Annotated in this window: 15 protein-coding genes and 1 tRNA gene; 1 reads left to right on the top strand and 15 read right to left on the bottom strand. The window is 62.0% G+C overall.

The features are described from left to right. Positions 1-53: 53 nt before the first annotated feature. The 4 genes from rpoC to rplJ all read right to left on the bottom strand — a co-directional run bounded on the left by rpoC (position 54) and on the right by rplJ (position 9849). The gene (rpoC, locus tag RBB18_RS19735) at positions 54-4295 is read right to left on the bottom strand and encodes a DNA-directed RNA polymerase subunit beta' (RefSeq protein ID WP_306112159.1); all 4242 of its coding nucleotides are present in this window, start codon (positions 4293-4295) and stop codon (positions 54-56) included. Positions 4296-4386: 91 nt separating this feature from the next. After that, positions 4387-8553, bottom strand: coding sequence for a DNA-directed RNA polymerase subunit beta (rpoB, locus tag RBB18_RS19730; protein ID WP_306112158.1), 4167 nt, complete (start codon positions 8551-8553; stop codon positions 4387-4389). A 324-nt stretch (positions 8554-8877) separates the two neighbouring features. Continuing rightward, a complete protein-coding gene (rplL, locus tag RBB18_RS19725) occupies positions 8878-9258 on the bottom strand; it encodes a 50S ribosomal protein L7/L12 (protein ID WP_103762105.1) in 381 nt (126 codons plus the stop codon). A 72-nt stretch (positions 9259-9330) separates the two neighbouring features. Next, positions 9331-9849 carry a 50S ribosomal protein L10 gene (gene rplJ / locus RBB18_RS19720; protein ID WP_103762104.1) on the bottom strand — a complete coding sequence of 173 codons (519 nt, stop codon included), beginning with the start codon at positions 9847-9849 and terminating at the stop codon, positions 9331-9333. A 541-nt stretch (positions 9850-10390) separates the two neighbouring features. Here rplJ and RBB18_RS19715 point away from each other — a divergent pair. Continuing rightward, complete coding sequence (locus RBB18_RS19715; RefSeq protein ID WP_306112157.1) at positions 10391-11377, top strand: PleD family two-component system response regulator; 987 nt, start codon at positions 10391-10393, stop codon at positions 11375-11377. Between the two features lie 69 nt (positions 11378-11446). Here RBB18_RS19715 and rplA read toward each other — a convergent pair whose 3' ends face one another. The 11 genes from rplA to RBB18_RS19660 all read right to left on the bottom strand — a co-directional run bounded on the left by rplA (position 11447) and on the right by RBB18_RS19660 (position 19928). Then, positions 11447-12145 (bottom strand): 50S ribosomal protein L1, encoded by a 699-nt coding sequence (gene rplA / locus RBB18_RS19710; protein ID WP_103762102.1) that lies wholly within the window; start codon positions 12143-12145, stop codon positions 11447-11449. A gap of 1 nt (position 12146) precedes the next feature. Further along, positions 12147-12572, bottom strand: a complete 426-nt coding sequence (rplK, locus tag RBB18_RS19705) for a 50S ribosomal protein L11 (RefSeq protein WP_103762101.1) — start codon at positions 12570-12572, stop codon at positions 12147-12149. 283 nt (positions 12573-12855) lie between these two features. After that, positions 12856-13389 carry a transcription termination/antitermination protein NusG gene (gene nusG / locus RBB18_RS19700; RefSeq protein WP_306112156.1) on the bottom strand — a complete coding sequence of 178 codons (534 nt, stop codon included), beginning with the start codon at positions 13387-13389 and terminating at the stop codon, positions 12856-12858. A 191-nt stretch (positions 13390-13580) separates the two neighbouring features. Next, a complete protein-coding gene (gene secE, locus RBB18_RS19695; protein WP_057796846.1) occupies positions 13581-13778 on the bottom strand; it encodes a preprotein translocase subunit SecE in 198 nt (65 codons plus the stop codon). A 133-nt stretch (positions 13779-13911) separates the two neighbouring features. Next, positions 13912-14769, bottom strand: a complete 858-nt coding sequence (locus RBB18_RS19690) for a hypothetical protein (protein WP_306112155.1) — start codon at positions 14767-14769, stop codon at positions 13912-13914. A gap of 210 nt (positions 14770-14979) precedes the next feature. Continuing rightward, on the bottom strand, positions 14980-15981 hold the full coding sequence (locus RBB18_RS19685; protein WP_306112154.1) for a PleD family two-component system response regulator: 1002 nt from the start codon (positions 15979-15981) through the stop codon (positions 14980-14982). 181 nt (positions 15982-16162) lie between these two features. Further along, a tRNA-Trp gene (locus tag RBB18_RS19680) sits at positions 16163-16238 on the bottom strand. A gap of 91 nt (positions 16239-16329) precedes the next feature. Next, positions 16330-17568, bottom strand: a complete 1239-nt coding sequence (locus RBB18_RS19675; protein WP_306112153.1) for a CoA transferase — start codon at positions 17566-17568, stop codon at positions 16330-16332. After that, positions 17565-18419: a MaoC family dehydratase N-terminal domain-containing protein gene (locus tag RBB18_RS19670; protein WP_245890441.1), complete on the bottom strand. Its 855-nt coding sequence runs from the start codon at positions 18417-18419 to the stop codon at positions 17565-17567. Before RBB18_RS19670 ends, RBB18_RS19675 begins: the two co-directional genes overlap by 4 nt. A 255-nt stretch (positions 18420-18674) precedes the next feature. After that, on the bottom strand, positions 18675-19331 hold the full coding sequence (locus RBB18_RS19665; protein WP_306112152.1) for a CatB-related O-acetyltransferase: 657 nt from the start codon (positions 19329-19331) through the stop codon (positions 18675-18677). 120 nt (positions 19332-19451) lie between these two features. Beyond that, complete coding sequence (locus RBB18_RS19660; protein WP_146049975.1) at positions 19452-19928, bottom strand: thermonuclease family protein; 477 nt, start codon at positions 19926-19928, stop codon at positions 19452-19454. Positions 19929-20097: the final 169 nt, after the last annotated feature.

The following is a 20097-nucleotide window of genomic DNA, read 5'->3' as shown; positions in this document are numbered from 1 at the left end:
AAACGAAAAAGGCCCCGCCAGTGACGGGGCCTTTCTCAATTCTGTTGCGCGGATCAGTCCTCGCGGCTCTCCGGTGTTTCGACCAGCGTGTCGAACTCGTCGCCACCGACCACGTCGTCCACCGGGGCGGCCAGCGCGGCGGCCGCTTCGGCCTCCTCGCGACGCGCCTCGATCACCACGTTGTCACGCTGTTGCGCGATCTGGCGCATGTTCAGCGTGGCACCGCCGGTACCGGCCGGGATCAGACGACCCACGATGACGTTTTCCTTCAGGCCCACCAGCTTGTCGCGCTTGCCCTGAACCGAGGCTTCGGTCAGAACCCGCGTCGTCTCCTGGAACGAGGCCGCCGAGATGAAGCTGCGGGTCTGCAAGCTCGCCTTGGTGATCCCCAGAAGGATCGGCTCGCCCTGAGCCGGGCGCTTGCCACGGGCAATCGCCTTCTCGTTGGCCGCGTCGAACTCTGCCTTGTCGACATGCTCGCCCTTCAGAAGCGTGGTTTCACCCGAATCCTGGATCTCCCACTTCTGCAGCATCTGGCGCACGACAACCTCGATGTGCTTGTCGTTGATCTTCACACCCTGCAGGCGATAGACGTCCTGAACCTCGTCGATCATGTAATCGGCGAGCGCCTCGACACCCATGATTGACAGGATGTCATGCGGCGCCGGGTTGCCGTCCATGATGTAGTCACCCTTCTGGACATAGTCACCTTCCTGAACCGGAATGTGCTTGCCCTTGGGCACCATATACTCGACCGGCTCCATCGACTCGTCGGCAGGCTCGATGCTGATACGGCGCTTGTTCTTGTAGTCGCGCCCATAGCGAACGTAGCCGTCGATTTCGGCGATGATGGCGTGGTCCTTGGGGCGGCGCGCCTCGAAAAGCTCGGCCACACGCGGCAGACCACCGGTGATGTCCTTGGTCTTGGCGCCTTCCCGCGGAATACGCGCAACCACGTCACCCGCATGCACTTCCTGACCTTCTTCGATGGACAGGATCGCATCCACCGACATCGGATAGGTCACCGGGTTACCCGCGTCATTGCGGACCGGCTCGCCATCCTTGTCGGCGATCAGGATCTCGGGCTTCAGCTCGTTGCCCTTGGGCGCTGCACGCCAGTCGGACACGATCTTCTGCGTCATGCCGGTGGCATCATCGGTCACGTCACGCACCGACACACCCACGGTCAGGTCGACGAACTTCGCCGTACCGCTCTTCTCGGCCAGGATCGGCAGGGTATAGGGATCCCACTCGAACAGCTTGTCGCCACGTGCCACGCTGTCGCCGTCCTTGACGAACAGCTTGGTGCCATAGCCAACCTTGTGGCTGGCCAGTTCGACATCCTTCTCGCCCTTGATCAACACTTTCATGTTGCGGCCCATGACCAGCGTCTCGCCGCTGGAGTTTTCCAGTGTCTGGGCGTTCTCGAACGCGATCTTGCCGCCTTGGCTGGCCTCCAGGAAGGATTGCTGACCACCCTGAGCGACGCCGCCGATGTGGAAGGTCCGCATCGTCAGCTGCGTGCCCGGCTCACCGATCGACTGCGCCGCGATGATGCCCACGGCCTCGCCGGTGTTCACCATCGTACCGCGCGCCAGGTCACGACCATAGCACATCGCACAGACGCCATCTTCGGCCTCGCAGGTCAGCGGGCTGCGGATACGTGCGGTCTGCACGGCGGCCTGGTCGACAGCGTCCGACAGACGTTCGTCAATCAGCTGGCCTTCGGCCACGATCACTTCGCCCGACACCGGGTTCACGATGTCCTCGGCCGCGACACGGCCCAGCACACGTTCTGCCAGCGACGCCACGATCTCACCGTCGTTGACGGCAGGTTCCGCAGTGATCGCGCGGTCGGTGCCGCAATCATGCTCGCGCACGATGCAATCCTGCGCCACGTCCACCAGACGCCGGGTCAGGTAACCCGAGTTCGCCGTCTTCAACGCGGTGTCAGACAGACCTTTCCGCGCGCCGTGAGTCGAGTTGAAGTATTCAAGAACGGTCAGACCTTCCTTGAAGTTCGAGATGATCGGCGTCTCGATGATGTCGCCGTTCGGCTTGGCCATCAGGCCGCGCATGCCGCCCAGCTGTTTCATCTGCGTGACCGAGCCACGGGCACCCGAGTGCGCCATCATGTAGACGCTGTTGGGTTCCGCAACGGCGCCACTTTCGTCCTTCACCTCGGCCGAGATGGAGCCCATCATCGCCTCGGTGACCTGGTCGTTACATTTCGACCAGGCGTCGACCACCTTGTTGTACTTCTCGCCCTGGGTGATCAGGCCGTCCATGTACTGCTGTTCAAAGCCTTTGACCTGCTCACGGGTTTCTTCCACGATGCCCCACTTTCCGTCGGGGATCACCATGTCGTCCTTGCCGAACGAGATGCCGGCGCGGAACGCTTCCTTGAAGCCCATGCTCATGATCTGGTCACAGAAGATGACCGACTCTTTCTGACCGCAATAGCGATAGACGGTGTCGATGACCTGCTGCACCTCTTTCTTGCGCAGCAGCTTGTTGACCAGCTCGAACGGCGCCTTGGCGTTCATCGGCAGCAAGCCCCCGATACGTACCCGGCCCGGCGTGGTCTCGAAGCGTTGGATCACCTCCTGCCCGGTCTCATCGATCTGGGGCAGACGTGCGTTGATCTTGGCGTGCAGGTGCACCTCGCCGGAATCCAGCGCGTGCTGCACCTCGTCGACCGAGGCAAAGCTCATGCCTTCGCCCTTCATGCCTTCGCGCATGATCGAGGTATAGTAGAGCCCCAGGACCATGTCCTGCGACGGCACGATGATCGGCGCGCCGTTGGCGGGCGACAGAACGTTGTTCGTCGACATCATCAGAACCCGCGCTTCCAGCTGTGCCTCAAGGCTCAGCGGCACGTGCACGGCCATCTGGTCACCGTCGAAGTCGGCGTTGAAGGCCGAGCAGACCAGCGGGTGAAGCTGGATCGCCTTGCCTTCGATCAGCGTGGGCTCGAACGCCTGGATGCCCAGGCGGTGCAGCGTCGGCGCACGGTTCAGCATGACCGGGTGCTCGCGGATCACCTCGTCCAGGATGTCCCAGACTTCGGGGCGCTCTTTTTCCACCAGCTTCTTGGCCTGCTTCACGGTGCTCGACAGGCCCTTGGCCTCCAGACGCGAATAGATGAACGGCTTGAACAGCTCGAGCGCCATCTTCTTGGGCAGGCCGCACTGGTGCAGTTTGAGCTCCGGCCCGGTCACGATGACCGACCGGCCCGAGAAGTCGACGCGCTTGCCCAGAAGGTTCTGGCGGAAGCGGCCCTGCTTGCCTTTCAGCATGTCCGACAAAGATTTCAGCGGACGCTTGTTGGCGCCGGTGATCACACGGCCACGACGGCCATTGTCAAACAGAGCATCGACGGATTCCTGAAGCATCCGCTTTTCGTTACGCACGATGATATCGGGCGCACGAAGCTCGATCAGCCGCTTCAGGCGGTTGTTCCGGTTGATCACCCGGCGATACAGGTCGTTCAGGTCCGACGTCGCGAACCGGCCACCGTCCAGCGGCACCAGCGGGCGCAGTTCCGGCGGAATGACCGGAATGACCGTCATAACCATCCATTCCGGACGGTTGCCGGACTCGATGAAGCTCTCGACGACTTTCAGACGCTTGATGATTTTCTTCGGCTTCAGCTCGCCCGTGGCCTCGGCCAGGTCGGCGCGCAGGTTCTCGGCCTCGGATTCAAGGTCGATATTCGCCAGCATGTCGCGGATCGCCTCGGCGCCGATATTGGCGGTGAAGGCATCCATGCCATACGCGTCCTGCGCATCCATGAATTCCTCTTCCGTCAGCATCTGGCCATAGGTCAGGTCCGTCAGGCCCGGCTCGATCACCACGTAGTTCTCGAAGTAGAGCACGCGTTCCAGATCGCGCAGCGTCATGTCCAGCATCAGGCCGATGCGGCTGGGCAGCGACTTCAGGAACCAGATATGCGCGCAAGGAGCCGCCAGTTCGATATGGCCCATCCGCTCGCGGCGGACCTTTTGCAGGGTCACTTCCACACCGCATTTCTCGCAGACGACGCCGCGATACTTCATGCGCTTGTACTTGCCGCACAGGCACTCGTAATCCTTGATCGGGCCAAAGATACGCGCGCAGAACAGGCCGTCACGCTCGGGCTTGAACGTGCGGTAGTTGATGGTTTCCGGCTTCTTGATCTCGCCATACGACCAAGACAGGATGCGTTCCGGGCTGGCCAGCGACACCTTGATTTCGTCGAACACCTTCGCCGGTGCGGCGGGGTTGAACGGGTTGTTTGTCAGTTCTTGGTTCATTTCGAATTCCTAAAAAAGAGGAGCGTAGGAGGGACGACGCGAGGGTTTCACCCACCCTACGATTGGCCCGTAGGGTGGGTGACAACCCACGTTATTCCGCCGCGATGTCGGAAGACGGGTCTTCCTCGTCATCCTCCGCGTCCAACAGCTCCATATTCAGGCCCAGGCCACGGACTTCCTTCACGAGCACGTTGAAGCTCTCTGGCACACCGGCCTCGAAGTTGTCCTCGCCCTTGACGATCGACTCGTAGACCTTGGTCCGGCCTGCCACGTCGTCCGACTTGACGGTCAGCATCTCCTGCAGGGTGTAGGCGGCGCCGTACGCTTCCAGCGCCCAGACCTCCATTTCCCCGAAACGCTGGCCACCGAACTGCGCCTTGCCGCCCAGCGGTTGCTGGGTCACCAGGCTGTACGGCCCGGTCGAACGCGCGTGGATCTTGTCGTCCACCAGGTGGTGCAGCTTCAGCAGGTACTTGACGCCAACGGTCACCGGACGCGCAAACTGCTCGCCCGTGCGACCGTCGAACAGGACGGACTGGCCGCTTTCGTCGAAACCGGCCCGCTTCAGCGCGTCGTTGACGTCAGGCTCCTTCGCGCCGTCGAAGACCGGCGTCGCGATCGGAACACCGCGCGTCACGTTGCCCGCCGCCTCGATCAGCGCCGCCTCGTCCATGTTGGCGATGCCCTCGTCATAGACATCGTCACCATAGGCGTGGTGCATCGCTTCGCGCACAGGCGTCAGGTCACCGGTGCGGCGATAGTCCTGCAGCGCCTCGTCGATCTTGATGCCAAGGCCGCGCGCGGCCCAGCCCATGTGGGTTTCAAGGATCTGACCGACGTTCATCCGCGACGGCACACCCAGCGGGTTGAGGCAGAAGTCGACCGGCGTGCCGTCCGACAGGAACGGCATGTCTTCCATCGGTACGACCTTGGAGATCACGCCCTTGTTGCCGTGACGGCCAGCCATCTTGTCACCCGGCTGAAGCTTGCGCTTCACGGCGATGAAGACCTTGACCATCTTCATCACGCCCGGCGGCAGGTCGTCGCCCCGGCGCACCTTCTCGACCTTGTCCTCGAAACGTGCATCGAGAGTGCGTTTCTGCGCCTCGTACTGCTCGTTCAGGGCCTCGACGATCTGCGCGTCCTTCTCGTCCTTCAGCGCAAGCTGCCACCATTGGCCACGGCTCAGCGTTTCCAGCAATTCCTCGGTGATTTCCGAGTTCGCCTTGACGCCCTTGGGGCCTTTCACGGCGGTCTTGCCGAGGATCAGCGATTTCAGACGGGCATAGATGTTGCGATCCAGGATCGCCAGCTCGTCGTCGCGGTCGCGCGCCAGGCGCTCAACCTCTTCACGCTCGATCTGCAGCGCACGCTCGTCTTTTTCGACGCCGTGACGGTTGAAGACGCGCACTTCCACGACGGTGCCGTAGTCGCCCGGCTTCACGCGCAGCGAGGTGTCGCGCACGTCCGACGCCTTCTCACCAAAGATGGCGCGGAGCAGTTTTTCCTCCGGCGTCATCGGGCTTTCACCCTTCGGCGTGATCTTACCCACAAGGATATCGCCCGGCTCCACGTCGGCGCCGATATAGACGATGCCCGCCTCGTCGAGGTTGCGCAGGGCTTCCTCGCCGACGTTCGGGATGTCGCGGGTGATCTCTTCCGGTCCCAGCTTGGTGTCGCGGGCGGCCACTTCGAATTCCTCGATATGGATCGAGGTGAACACGTCATCCCGTGCGATCCGCTCGGAGATCAGGATCGAGTCTTCGAAGTTGTAGCCGTTCCACGGCATGAACGCGACCAGCACGTTCTTGCCCAGCGCCAGTTCACCCAGGTCGGTCGACGGCCCGTCGGCGACAACTTCGCCCTTCTGCACCGTGTCGCCCACCTTCACCAGCGGCTGCTGGTTGATACAGGTGTTCTGGTTCGAGCGCTGGAACTTCCGCATCCGGTAAATGTCCACGCCCGGGTCGCCGATCTCCAGGTCCTCGGTGGCCCGGATCACGATCCGGCTTGCGTCCACCTGGTCGATCACACCGGCACGACGCGCCAGAACCGACGCGCCCGAATCGCGGGCCACGACGCCCTCGATCCCGGTGCCGACCAGCGGCGCCTCGGAGCGTAGCGTGGGAACCGCCTGCCGTTGCATGTTCGACCCCATCAGGGCGCGGTTGGCGTCGTCGTTTTCCAGGAACGGGATCAGCGAGGCCGCGACCGACACCAGCTGTTTCGGGCTGACGTCGATCAGGTCCACGTGATCCACCGGGGCCAGCATGTATTCGCCGGATTGCCGCGTGTTGACCATCTCGTTGACGAACTTGCCGCTGTCATCCAGCGTCGCGTTGGCCTGCGCCACGGTGTGCCGCATTTCCTCGGTCGCCGACATGTAGGTCACGTCGTCGGTCACCTGCCCGCCTTCGACCTTGCGGTAAGGCGTTTCGATGAAACCGTACTTGTTGACCCGCGCAAACGTGGCAAGGCTGTTGATCAGACCGATGTTCGGGCCTTCCGGCGTCTCGATCGGGCACATCCGGCCATAGTGGGTCGGGTGCACGTCGCGCACCTCGAAGCCCGCGCGCTCGCGGGTCAGGCCGCCCGGTCCAAGCGCCGACAGGCGGCGTTTGTGCGTCACTTCCGACAGCGGGTTGGTCTGGTCCATGAACTGGCTGAGCTGCGACGAGCCGAAGAACTCGCGCACGGCAGCGGCAGCAGGCTTCGCGTTGATCAGGTCCTGCGGCATCACCGTGTCGATCTCGACCGATGACATGCGTTCCTTGATCGCGCGTTCCATCCGCAGAAGGCCGACGCGGTACTGGTTTTCCATCAGCTCACCGACCGAGCGGACCCGGCGGTTCCCAAGGTGGTCGATATCGTCGATGTCACCCTTGCCGTCGCGCAGTTCCACCAGCGCCTTGACGCAGGCCACGATGTCCGACCGGTCCAGCGTGCGCTGCGTGTCCGGCTTGTCGAGGTTCAGCCGCATGTTCATCTTCACCCGGCCCACGGCGCTCAGGTCATAGCGCTCGGAATCGAAGAACAGCGTGTCGAAGAGCGCGCTTGCGGCTTCCTCGGTGGGCGGCTCGCCCGGGCGCATGACGCGGTAGATATCCATGAGCGCGGTTTCGCGGTTCATGTTCTTGTCCTGCGCCATGGTATTGCGCATGTACGGACCAACATTGATGTTGTCGATGTCCAGCACCGGGATATCGGTGATGCCCGCCTCGATCAGCTCCTGCACGGTGCCGCCGATGATCTCGCCATCCTTGTCGCGCTCGATCGTCAGCTCGTCCCCGGCTTCGACATAGATCGCGCCGGTTTCCTCGTTGATGATGTCGCGCGCCACGAACTTGCCCGCGATCTGCTCGTAAGGCACCAGCAGTTCGGTGACTTCGCCTTCGTCGATCAGCTTCTTGACCGCGCGCGGCGTGACCTTCTTGCCCGCCTCGGCAATCACTTCTCCGGACTTGGCGTCGACAAGGTCATAGGTCGGACGCGTGCCGCGCACGCGCTCGGGGAAGAACTTGGTGGCCCAGCCCTTTTTTTTCTTCAGCTTGTAATCGACCGTATCGTAATAGGCCGTCATGATGTCTTCCTGGTCCAGCCCCAGCGCATACAGCAGGGTGGTCACAGGCAGTTTGCGGCGGCGGTCGATCCGGGCGAACACGATGTCCTTGGCGTCGAACTCGAAGTCCAGCCAGCTGCCGCGGTAGGGAATGATGCGGCAGGCGAACAGCAGTTTGCCGGACGAGTGCGTCTTGCCCTTGTCATGGTCGAAGAACACACCGGGCGAACGGTGCATCTGGGAAACGATCACGCGCTCGGTTCCGTTGACCACGAAGGTACCGTTGGGCGTCATCAGGGGCATGTCGCCCATGAAGACGTCCTGTTCTTTGATGTCCTTCACGGACTTGGCGCCGGTGTCCTCGTCCACGTCGAACACGATCAGCCGCAGCGTCACCTTCAACGGGGCGCTATACGTCATGTCGCGCTGCATGCACTCCTCGACGTCGTATTTCGGCTTTTCCAGCTCGTAATCGACAAATTCGAGAACCGCGGTCTCGTTGAAATCCTTGATCGGAAACACCGACTGAAAGACGCCCTTGATGCCTTCGCCGTCCATGGGCTCGGGCTGGTCGCCGGATTTCAGGAAAAGATCATACGAGGATTTCTGCACCTCGATGAGGTTCGGCATCTCCAGAACTTCACGGATTTTGCCATAATATTTACGAAGACGTTTCTGGCCAAGGAAGCTTTGCGCCATGTGACAAGTCACCTTTCATTTCTCACCGGTCCTGCACGCTGTCGGGCCACAGCGGCAGAGCCACCCGAGAGAGGCGGGAACGATCCATTCTTGGCCCCAATCCCACAAGGGGCCACCCGATCGTTGAACCTCGCCTGAGAGAGGGTCTCGCCCGAACATGTCGTGGCGCGGCGCAAGGCCCTCTCTGAGACAGGTTCGGCTGGACCGGGATTTTGCCCGGTCCAGCCTGTTTTCATACGATCCCGCCGCGGATTTGATCCGGGACGTCGTCACATCGGCGAGAGATCCCGGATCAGGTCCGGGATAATCCCGCCGACGCCGGGATCACTTGAGTTCGACTTCGGCGCCAGCTGCTTCCAGCTTGCCCTTGATGTCGTCTGCTTCGGCCTTGTCGACGCCTTCCTTGACGGCTTTGCCGCCGGCTTCGACCAGGTCTTTCGCTTCCTTGAGGCCCAGGCCGGTGATGGCGCGGACTTCCTTGATCACGTTGATCTTGGAGGCGCCGGCCGACTTCAGGATGACGTCGAATTCGGTTTGCTCTTCGGCCGCGTCGCCGCCGCCTGCATCCGCCGGGCCCGCCATCATGACAGCGCCGCCGGAAGCGGGCTCGATGCCGTACTCGTCTTTCAGGATGGTTTTCAGTTCTTGTGCTTCGAGAAGCGTCAGACCAACGATCTCTTCAGCAAGTTTTTTCAGATCAGCCATTTTTCAGCTCTTTCCGTTCTAAGATGTGTTCCAACGTCGGTATTGCAACCCGTACGCAGGACTTGCAGTTGCTTACGCTGCTTCCGCCTTCTCTTCGATGGTCGAAAGGATGCTCGCGATGTTGCTTGCAGGTGCGCCGATCGCACCGGCGATGTTCGAAGCGGGTGCGCCAAGCATGCCGGCGATGGTGGAGATAAGCTCCTCGCGCGACGGCAGTTTCGACGTGGCTTCGACACCGGCCCGGTCCAGGGCCGTCTCACCCATGGCGCCACCAAGGATTTCAAACTTCTTGTTGTCCTTGGCGAAACCTTCCGCGACCTTGGCTGCTGCCACGGGGTCTTCGGAAAAGGTGAGCACGGTCATGCCCGAGAGGTAATCCGCAATGCTTGCGCACGGCTTGCCCTCAAGGGCGATCTTTGCGAGCCTGTTCTTGGCAACGCGAACAGATGCTTCGGCCTCGCGCGCACGGGCGCGCAGGTCTTGCATCTCCGCAACTGTAAGGCCTTCGTAGTGGGCAACCACAACGACGCCAGAGCTTTCGAAGATCTGGCCGAGTTCGTCGACCACTTTCTCTTTCTGGGCTCTATCCACAGTTTCACTCCAAATTTGGGGGTGTCCCCCGGCTCAGTACCACCGGGCCACTCACGACCCGGCAAAGGGTCCGCTAACGGGGCTGAGCCAGCCGGGGCACGCCTTGATACCAAGGAGAACCTCGAGAATTCTGGTCTTTCCCGTCTCAGGCAGGATTTATGACCGGCATATCCCGGTCACCCACCGTCTCGGACGAAACGCAAATGGCCCGACGAATCGAGCCATACGCGCAAGGCCGGTGTTTATGCCGCATGGCGGCAAATGCCAAGAGGGAAATTCATCGCCTGCCACGACAGGCAAACTTGCGCGGCCGGATACGATCTCATGCAGCGTGGGCGACACTCTGACACGCCCGCGCCCGACGCGCAAGTCTCGACCCGAAAACGCCGCGTCACCCGGGCCTCCGACCCGTACCGAGAAAAGCAGGCGTTGAAATATTAACGATTTCCTGCCTCGCTCGCGCCTTCTTTCTCCTTCTGATTGTACCAGTGCTCCCGGTGCGCCGATTGCCCGGGACCAAACGCTTGATATGAGGCACGACATGCACCTGCTCGCAGTAGATGACGAACCGGCTATCCTCGACCTGCTGGAACTTCTGATCACGCAGGACGGCAGGCACACCCTGTCCAAGGCCCCCTGCGTGGTCGACGCGCTCGGCGTGGTGGCCGACCCGGACGGTCAGCCGATCGACTGCTTCCTCGTCGACATCCAGATGCCCGGAACCAACGGCATAGATCTATGCCACATCCTGCGGGACCGCCCCGACCACCAACTGACACCGATCGTCATGCTGACCGCGATGTCAGACAAGGCATCGCTCGATCAGGCCTTCGCGGCTGGCGCGAGCGACTTCATCCCCAAGCCCTTCGACATCGACGAACTGCGCCAAAGGATCGCCCAGATCGAAAACCTTGTCGCCAAGTCCGAAATGCCGTCGACCGACACGACTCCGCCAAACGCCGAAACCATTGCGGCGGGAGGCGACGACCTCCTGCCCCTGGACGTACCGTTCCACCCGCAAGACATCGACGGCGTGATCGATCATCGCGCGCTGCAAAATTACGTCGCCGTCATGGCCCGCAAGAAGGTTTTCGGTTCGGCCGCCTTCGCCATCGGCATCAACGATATCGCCGACCTTCACGCCCGGTGCACCGCCTACGAATTCGAATGCCTCGTAACCGATATCAGCGAAGCGATTTCGGTTCTGCTCGACGGGCACCAGTTTTTGGTCGCATATACCGGAAATGGCGAATTCCTCTGCGTGGTCGAGGACGGATGGCGATCCGGCTTCGACCAGATCGGCCAGAGATTGCAAGCCATCCTCCAGCGCGTCGATTCGCATTTCAACGATGGCAGGCCGATGAACGTCACGGCCGCCATCGGCGACGTGACCCCGTTCGAGTGGAAGCCCGGCAGCAACGGCACCGAGGCGCTCGTCGCGGCGCTTGAAAGCACCCGACGGAAACGCCTGGATGAGCATGACGCGCCGGAAGAAAGCTGGCCCGGCAAGGGCAGTGCATCTGGCTGACCACCCTGCTCCCAACGAAAAAGGCCCCCGAAACTCTCGGGGGCCTTTTCAATCTCGAAACGTGTTCGCTTACTCGGTCACGGCGCTTTCAATCGCGATGCTGACGCCCGGACCCATGGTCGAGCTCAGCGCCACCTTCTTCATGTAGGTGCCTTTCGCGCCGGCGGGTTTCGCCTTTTGCACCGCGTCGATAAAGGCGCGGACGTTCTCGACCAGCTTGCCTTCGTCGAACGACGCCTTGCCGATCCCTGCGTGCACCACACCGGCCTTCTCGACCTTGAACTGCACTTCACCGCCCTTGGCGGCTTTCACGGCGTCGGCCACGTCCATCGTCACCGTGCCGACCTTGGGGTTCGGCATCAGGTTGCGCGGGCCCAGCACCTTGCCCAGACGGCCCACGATGGGCATCATGTCCGGGGTCGCGATGCAGCGGTCAAAGTTGATCTCGCCGCCCTGGATGGTTTCCATCAGGTCCTCGGCGCCGACGATATCGGCCCCGGCTTCCTGCGCCTCGTCAGCCTTCGCACCACGGGCGAAGACGGCAACACGCACGTCCTTGCCGGTGCCGTTCGGCAGGCCGACGACGCCACGGACCATCTGGTCGGCGTGGCGCGGGTTCACACCCAGGTTCACGGCGATCTCTACGGTCTCGTCGAATTTCGCGCTGGCGTGGTTCTTGACCAGGGCGACAGCCTCTTCGACCGTCACGTTAATCTTGTCCGCAAAGGCTTCGCGGGCGGCGCGGGTACGTTTTCCAAGTTTCGCCATCTTACTTCACCTCGATGCCCATGGACCGCGCGGACCCTGCGATGATCTTCATCGCGGATTCTACGTCGTTCGCGTTCAGGTCTCTCCACTTCGCTTCCGCGATCTCGCGCAGCTGCTTGGGGCTCACCGTGGCAACGCTTTCGCGACCCGGGGTCTTGGAGCCCGATTTCAGCTTTGCAGCCTTCTTCAGGTAGTACGACGCCGGCGGCGTCTTGATGTCCATTTCAAAGGACTTGTCCTGATAGTAGGTGATCACGGTCGGGCACGGTGCACCGGGCTCCATCTCCTGCGTCTTGGCGTTGAACGCCTTGCAGAATTCCATGATGTTGATGCCGCGCTGACCCAGCGCCGGACCAACCGGCGGGGACGGGTTCGCTTGTCCGGCAGGCACCTGAAGCTTCATGGTGCCGGCAAGTTTCTTGGCCATTGGCCTTCTCCTTTTCAAACAGCCTCGGGGCGCGCCCCTAGGCCTATGTTGATGTGGTCAGGTCCGACGATCGCGACCGCCGCGCCTCCCACATGGAAAGCACCTCGGCCCGATCCGGGCAAAGGTACGAGGGCGCCGCGTACACCCTCTCTAGACTTTTGACAAGCCCCCGCTTTGCTTGCCGGGCTATTCTTCGCGGCGATAGCGCGTGTCCAGTCTCCGCCAACGAAAACGGCCGCGCAAGTTGCACGGCCGCGAATTCGTCTCTTTGAACTGGCGTGTGTCAGGCCTGCTTGGTCACCTGCGCGAATTCCAGTTCGACCGGGGTTTCGCGGCCGAAGATAGACACCGTCACCTTCAGGCGCTGGTTGTCGTCGTCCACTTCCTCGACCATGCCGTCGAAATCCTCGAACGGGCCGTCGTTGACCTTGACCTTCTCGCCCACCTCGAAGCTGACCAGCAGTTTCGGCGCATCCTCGCCTTCCTGCACGCGGTTCAGGATCTGGTTCACCTCCGCGTCGCGCATCGGCATCGGCCGCCCCTGCGGACCCAGAAAGCCGGTGACACGGTTGATCGAGTTGATCAGATGATAGCCCTGGTCGGACATTTCCATATGCACCAGCACATAGCCCGGCATGAAGCGCCGCTCGGCGGTGACCTTCTTGCCCCGGCGCACCTCGATGACCTCTTCAGTCGGCACCAGAACTTCGTCGATATCTTCCTCGAGGCCCTGTTCGGCCACGGATTGCCGGATCTGCTCTGCGATCTTCTTTTCGAAATTGGAAAGAACGCTGACCGAATACCACCGTTTCGCCATGCTGAGCACCATCCCTCGTTGCCCGGGTCGCGCCCGGAAAGTTCATATTCCGAAGGGCCTTTCCGGCCCAAACCACCTTCCAGAAACAAATCAGCGCGCGGGCTCGAATCGCCGCGCGCTGCTGGAAGTGTCGGGTCAGTTACCGCCCTTTGCCCTTCATTTCAAGGCTCAAGCGCCAAAATTCGCGCGACTCAGCCGAAGAGGCCAAGCAGACCTTCCAGGCCGCTGCGGATCGCCAGGTCGACCAGCGCGAAGAAAACCGCCGTCAGCGCCGCCATGATGAACACCATGACCGTGGTCAGCAGAACCTCGCGCCGTGTCGGCCAGACGACCTTGGCGACTTCCGCACGGACCTGCTGAATGAACTGAAGCGGATTTGTAACGGCCATCGGTGCGCGACTTTCTTCGTTGGAAACCTCGTGACGCGCGACATACGCCGCACGCGGCACGAATTCAAGAGCCGAGACCGCCTGCGACGATCCCCGTGCACGTGCTGTGGCCTTCCCGCCCTGCGGCGGATCGTCAGGTCTGACGCGCCTCGGCGGCCAGCCGGTCGAACGGGTCGGGCCTGTCGTCGTCGCCCTCCTGCGCCCCCGAGAAATCCGGCAGCGCCAGCCGCTCGGCCCAGGAGTCCGGCAGCCAATCCAGCAGCCGGTCGAACTTCTCGGCAAATCGGTCGGCCCGCTGCCGTATTCGCTCGGCCAGTTCCGGCTTGCGGGCATGCAGCCGCTGCCACGCCCCACCGAGAATCTCGCCCCAGCGGTCGGGGCCCAGCGTCAGGTAGGCGATCAGCACCAGCCATACCAGCAGCAGCGCCACGAGCGGCACCATCAACGGCCAGTAGATCACAAGCCCGGCCAGCACGGCCAAGACGATGTGCTTTTTCGTCGGACGGTAATTGCGCAGCCACTCCGGCAGGCGCCGCGTCACACGCGCGTGCAGCGGCACCGCAATCCCGGTTGCCGGCGCCGACCCGTTCGCGTTTTGCCTTTTGTCCGCGACAGGACTGCGGCGCAATGTCAGCCGCGGCAGGCGCACGCGCGGCACCCTCAGCCATCTCCGGCGGCGCCGCGTCACTTCGGGCATGACGGCCCGCTCGGCCTTCAGAATCTGCGCAATCGATTCCCGCACCGGTTCACGCTGTTTTTCGGGCTCTTTTGCATCACGGCTCAGGACCTCTTCCTGCGGCGCGATATCGGGCAGCCGCTCGGGCATTGTGCGGCGCTTCTCCTCGATCAGAAGCTGCCGAACCAGATTATCTGCGTTACTTTCGATACCCTGCGGGTCCTTTGCATCCACCGCCGGCGTCCCCGGCAGTTCCTCGCTGCGGATGTAAAGATCGTTCTGAAGCGCCTGATGGCGCATATCTGTCGTGGTCATGGCAACACTCGTTCAAGGTTCCACGCCCCCACGTGGTGACCGCATCGCGTCCTTCCCCCAAGGGTCCGCATTGCGATTCATGGGCTAGGGCTGAACTGTGGCCGCAAAATGACTTTGTCGGGGCAGAAAATTGGCAGAAACACCCCGGCGTTGCGCGCCACCCGCGCTGCGTCAATGCGCAGCGCGGGATCTGCCGTGTTTACCGAAGAGTCACTCGACCTTGTTCTTGGCGCCGCTGCTCCGACGGAAAACTCCGTCCTGCACTTTCGAAATCGGCGGCAACGTCATGTTCTCGCTCGACCCAAGGGCGCCGACAAAGCGCCGGATCAGGCCGATGGCGACATCTGGCGCCAACATCCGCTTGCTCGACAACGCCGCCACTTTCAGTTCCAGTTCGCCGGGCGACAGTATGTCGTGCGCGGCCTCAAAGGCCCCGAACGCGTCCCGGATACGCGCTTGCAAAAGGTTCGGCACGATATGGTTGCGCACCACGACAAGGCAGACGAACTTGCCGAAGCCCACATAGGAAAGCGAGGCACCTCTGGCCGGAAGGGTCTTTCCGATGATGTTCGCCACCGCCTCCACGATATCCAGGAAATCGCCCTGACCCAACCGCGCGCCCAGCTTCTCGATCCCGTCGATCTCGATCGACAGAAGCGTCATCGCATAAGTTCCCTCGCTCAGTCTCAGAAGCCTGTTTTCCAACTGGAAGTAGTCGCGCATGTTGGGAACATCGGAATAGGTGATCCGCATCGAGGGATCGAACTGCCCCGCTTTGGGCGAAGTCCGCAGCGCGGCCTTCAGCGCGCTGCGGCTCTCGGCCTCGCTCTTTAGCGTCTCGACCAGCAGCATCGCGATCTGGATGCGCACCCGCAGGTCGATATGCTCGATGGGCTTCATCATGTAATCCGTCGCCCCGGCATCGAAGGCCTCGTGCATGTGCTGCTTGGCCGCGGCCGAGGTGATCATGATGATCGGCGCAATCCAGTACTCGGGCATCTCGCGGATTCTCGAACACAGATCGATTCCATCCATGCCGCCCATCTTGACGTCCAGCAGAAAGCAATCGAAAGGACTGTCCTGCGCGGCGATGACCTCCAGCGCCTCTTCGCCCGATGCCGCCGTGGTAACATCCTCGAATCCCATCTCCTTCAGGTATTCCGCAAGCAGCGCAACTATGATTTCTTCATCGTCCACGACCATGATTTTCATGGGTCACGTCCCCTCATTCACAAGTTTTCACCATCTCGGAAACAATTGCAGGGTGAATGGGGTAACTTTGCGACGTGCTAGGGTTAATTTCGTGATGCGCTGGACATGTGGCCAATCTCTGACGGATTGCCAGCCCAACAAAAGGCGCGATGCCGGACAGCTGCAATGTCATGAAAGCGAATGGCAGGGGCAGCAGGGCTCGAACCCGCGACCTACGGTTTTGGAGACCGTCGCTCTACCAGCTGAGCTATACCCCTAAGGCCGACGCCTCAGGTACGGCACATGGGCGCCGGAATCAAGTCCCCTTTCCCGCTGCCCGCACGGATTTTTTCGCCCCGCGTCCGGCCCTCAGGCGGCGGATTTCTTGCGATAGTCCGGGCTCGCCACGATCCCGTCGTCGAAGAGCTTCGAAATTTCCGTATCGCTCATCCGTGCCACGTCGCCCAGCACCTCCTCGGTGTGCGCGCCCAGTGCAGGCGCGGGCGCGGGCCGCACGCGACCATGGCTGCCGAATTCGGCCGGATGCCCCGGCACTGGGAATCGACCCATCCCGGGCTGCTCCGTCATCGAGAACATCGGGTTCGCCTCACCGAAATCCGGATCCTCTTGCACGGCCTCCCGCGTGCTGCGGAACACCGACCACGTCAGGCCCATCGCGTTGAAGTCCCCGGCGAATTCCTCGATCCGCCGCTCCGCAAACCATGGCGCAAGGATTGTTGTGATCTCGTGGCGCAGCGTCCAGCGCACGCCCTCGTCACTCATGTCCACCTTGTGCCGCTTGGCCAGCATCGTCATCTGGTCATTCTTGCCCGTGGCATTGACCAACCCTTCCCATTGCCGCTGGGTCAGCCCGATCACCATCACGCGTCCGCCGCAGGCACAGACGAAATCCTGCCCGTATGCCCCGTAAAGCGCATTACCTGACTTGCCCCGCTCATTATTGTTTAGATGCACGTCTCCGACCATACCCAGATGCGCCATCGTGGCCGCCGCGACGTCCTTCAGGGTCAGGACAACCTCCTGCCCCGCGCCGTGGCGCAGCCTGTGCCGCTCGGCCGCCAGCAGGTTCGACACCGCGAGGTTGCCGGCAATCAGATCCCATGCGGGCAGCGCACTGGCCACCGGGTCCTCGCGTCCCTCCGGGCCCGTCATGTGTGGCACACCGATGGACGGGTTCACCGTGTAATCCACCTGCGGCCGCCCCTCGCGGTCTCCCAGCAGGCTGACCATCACCAGGTCGCTGCGCCGCTTGCTCAGGGTCGCGTAATCCATCCAGCCCCGCACCCGCAGGTTGGTCAGAAACATCCCCGCATCCGGCCCCGGCGCAGTGATGATCCGGCTGATCAACTCGCGGCCCTCGCGCGACCGCATGTTCACCGCGACCGACTTCTTTCCCTTGTTCAGCCCCGCCCAGAACAGGCTTTGCCCATCCGGCGCCAGCGGCCAGCGCCCGAAATCCAGGCCGCCTTCCAGCCGGTCGAACCGGATCACCTCGGCGCCCATCTGCGCCAGTGTCATCCCCGCCAGCGGCACCGCGACAAACGCGGAGCCCTCGACCACCCTCATGTCTTTCAAGATCTTGTTCACGTGGTTTCCTCCCATGTGGCGGTGGCCTGCATGCATTGATGCCCGGCCTGTCCGGTATGTAATGTCAGCCCGCGCGCCTCCTCCGACGCGCAGGCGGCAATCGTCATCTCCCCGCTTTCCCCGGGGATCAGCAGCATCGGATGCACGCCCCTGAAAGCAAAACTGTCAGGCGCCCGCCCCTTCACATCCGTCGCCGCCCGCATCAGCCACGCGGCCTGCATCGGCCCGTGAACGACAAGGCCCGGGTAATGCTCGACCTCTTGCGCATAGGGCAGGTCATAGTGGATGCGATGCGCGTTGAAGGTGATGGCCGAAAACCGGAACAGAAGCGCCTCGTTGACAGGCTGGGCCCAGTGTCCGACCGTCTCCTCCGGCATCGGCTGTCTCAAAGGCGGGCGAAATTCGGTCGGCAGGTCCAGGTAAACGATGTCCTGCCGCTCCTCGATCACCACCGCGCCCTCCGCGCTCAACTGATGGTCGACCGACACGAAGACCATGCGCCCGGTTTTCCCGGCCTTCTCGGTCACCCCCGCGATGGTCGATCGGCTGGCAAAGGGCACCCCGACGCGCAACGGCGCGCCGAAACTAAGCTTGCCTCCGGCCCACATCCGGCGCCCCAAGGGTACCGGCGGCAGGAACCCTCCCAGCTTCGGATGCCCGTCCGTTGCCAGCTTCTCCAGCGGGCAGACGGGCGGGAAGGCGCACCAGTGCCAGAGCGGCGGCATCGCCTCGCCCATCTTCGGCGCGTCACGTGCCGTATCGCCGATGGTCGCATGGATCTGTGCGGCCTGCGCCGGGGCGATCACGCCTTCGCGCGTCTCCGTTCGTCCTTTCCATGCCGACAGGTTCACTTGGTCCAAGGCGTGCTCCTCCATCCGAGAAGAATTGCGCCGCCTTAAAAAAATGTCAATATTTCAATACCTTAACGGAATACTACGGTATGCCACGCCGATGCTGCAACTGCAGAAACCCGGCCTAGCGCTTGATTTCACAACAGTTTCCCACCCTGCTTCGGCCTACCCCTTCGCCCGGAACCGTGAGAAACCGGCTTACCGGGGCTCGGCCCGCTCTGTGGCGGATTGCCTCATGGGGTTCGACAATCGCCGTTACGGCGCAGCCTGCTCCAGCGCATTCATGTCCGCGCCGCAGATCGCCGCCTCATGCTTCAGGATACGGTCGATGGGCCAGTGCCACCACGCCAGCGCGTTCAGCCGTGCGATGGTCTCCGCGTCGAAGCGCATCTTCACCACCCGCGCGGGGTTGCCGGCCACCACCGCGTAATCCGGCACGTCGCCCCGCACCACGGCCCCCGCCGCCACGATCACGCCGTTGCCAAACCGCGCCCCCGGCAGCACCCGCACATCCTTGCCCAACCAAACGTCATGCCCCAGCACCGTGTCCGGGCCCGACCACTCCGGCAGGCTGGGCCGGTTCGCGGCCGTGGCATGGTCGAACACGGCGAATGGAAACGTCGAAAACCCGTCGCGCCGGTGGTTGGCCGAGGCGGTGATGAAAACCACCCCATCCGCGATTTGGCAGAACCTGCCGATCACCAGCCTCTCGTCCGAGACCGGAAACAGATACGGCGCAAGATGCGTCGCCCAGTCGTCGGGCGGATGCGTGGCACTGGCATAGCTGTAATCGCCCACGATGAACCGCGGATGATCGATCACCGCTTTCAGAAATACCGTCCCCGCATGGGCGGATCCATCGGGCAGGATCAACGGATTGCGCGTGTCCGGGGTGGGAAACGGATATGCCATGCGCCTTGATCTCACCCCAGCCCGAAAAAGAAAAGGGCGCCCGTTCTGGACGCCCTTTCGACTTTGTAAGAGAGATCCCGGATCAAGTCCGGGATGACGCGTGGTTGTTTCAGTCTTTGGTCATTCTGCGCGTGATTTCGCGAGTTCACACCAGTCGATGTCCGGCCACCCTTCTTGCCAAGCTTCAGCCATGTCACTGTCCACCATCTCCTTGGCGAAATAAAGCCAGCGATCCGACCTATATCTTCTGATATCGGCAACTGCGCGACCAAAACTATCAAGCTCCACGTTTTCAATTCTAATCTCTGTACCGGGACCGTAGAGCCGTTCCGCTTTATCCCGAGCCTCCTCGGCCCAAGTTTTTTCCGCTGGGCAACCAGCACCACGCAGCTCAGGTGCATCAATGTCTTTGGCACGAACGGAATAAACTGCTTCAAGTCCGGGCCATAGTTCCAAACGAACAACTATCGTATCACCATCAATCACGCGCTCTACGACGCCATAATACTCTGAATAGGCCGACGGGATGTCCTGGCTGATCGCAGGAAAAGTTGTAGTAGCGAGCAATAGAACCGCGGCCTTTAGTTTTTCAAACACAGTCGAGTCTCATCTGAAGTTTCAAAGTGTTTGAATAATTACATCAAACGCAAAAAAGGCGGAGGAAAGATTTCCCCCGCCTTGTACTTTCAGCTTTGCCTCAGATCACTCGACGATCTTCGACACGACGCCGGCGCCGACGGTGCGGCCGCCTTCGCGGATGGCGAAG

The organism is Roseovarius sp. MMSF_3298 (genome assembly GCF_030733705.1).
GTDB lineage: Bacteria > Pseudomonadota > Alphaproteobacteria > Rhodobacterales > Rhodobacteraceae > Roseovarius > Roseovarius confluentis.
This window is presented reverse-complemented; position numbering and strand designations above follow the sequence as displayed.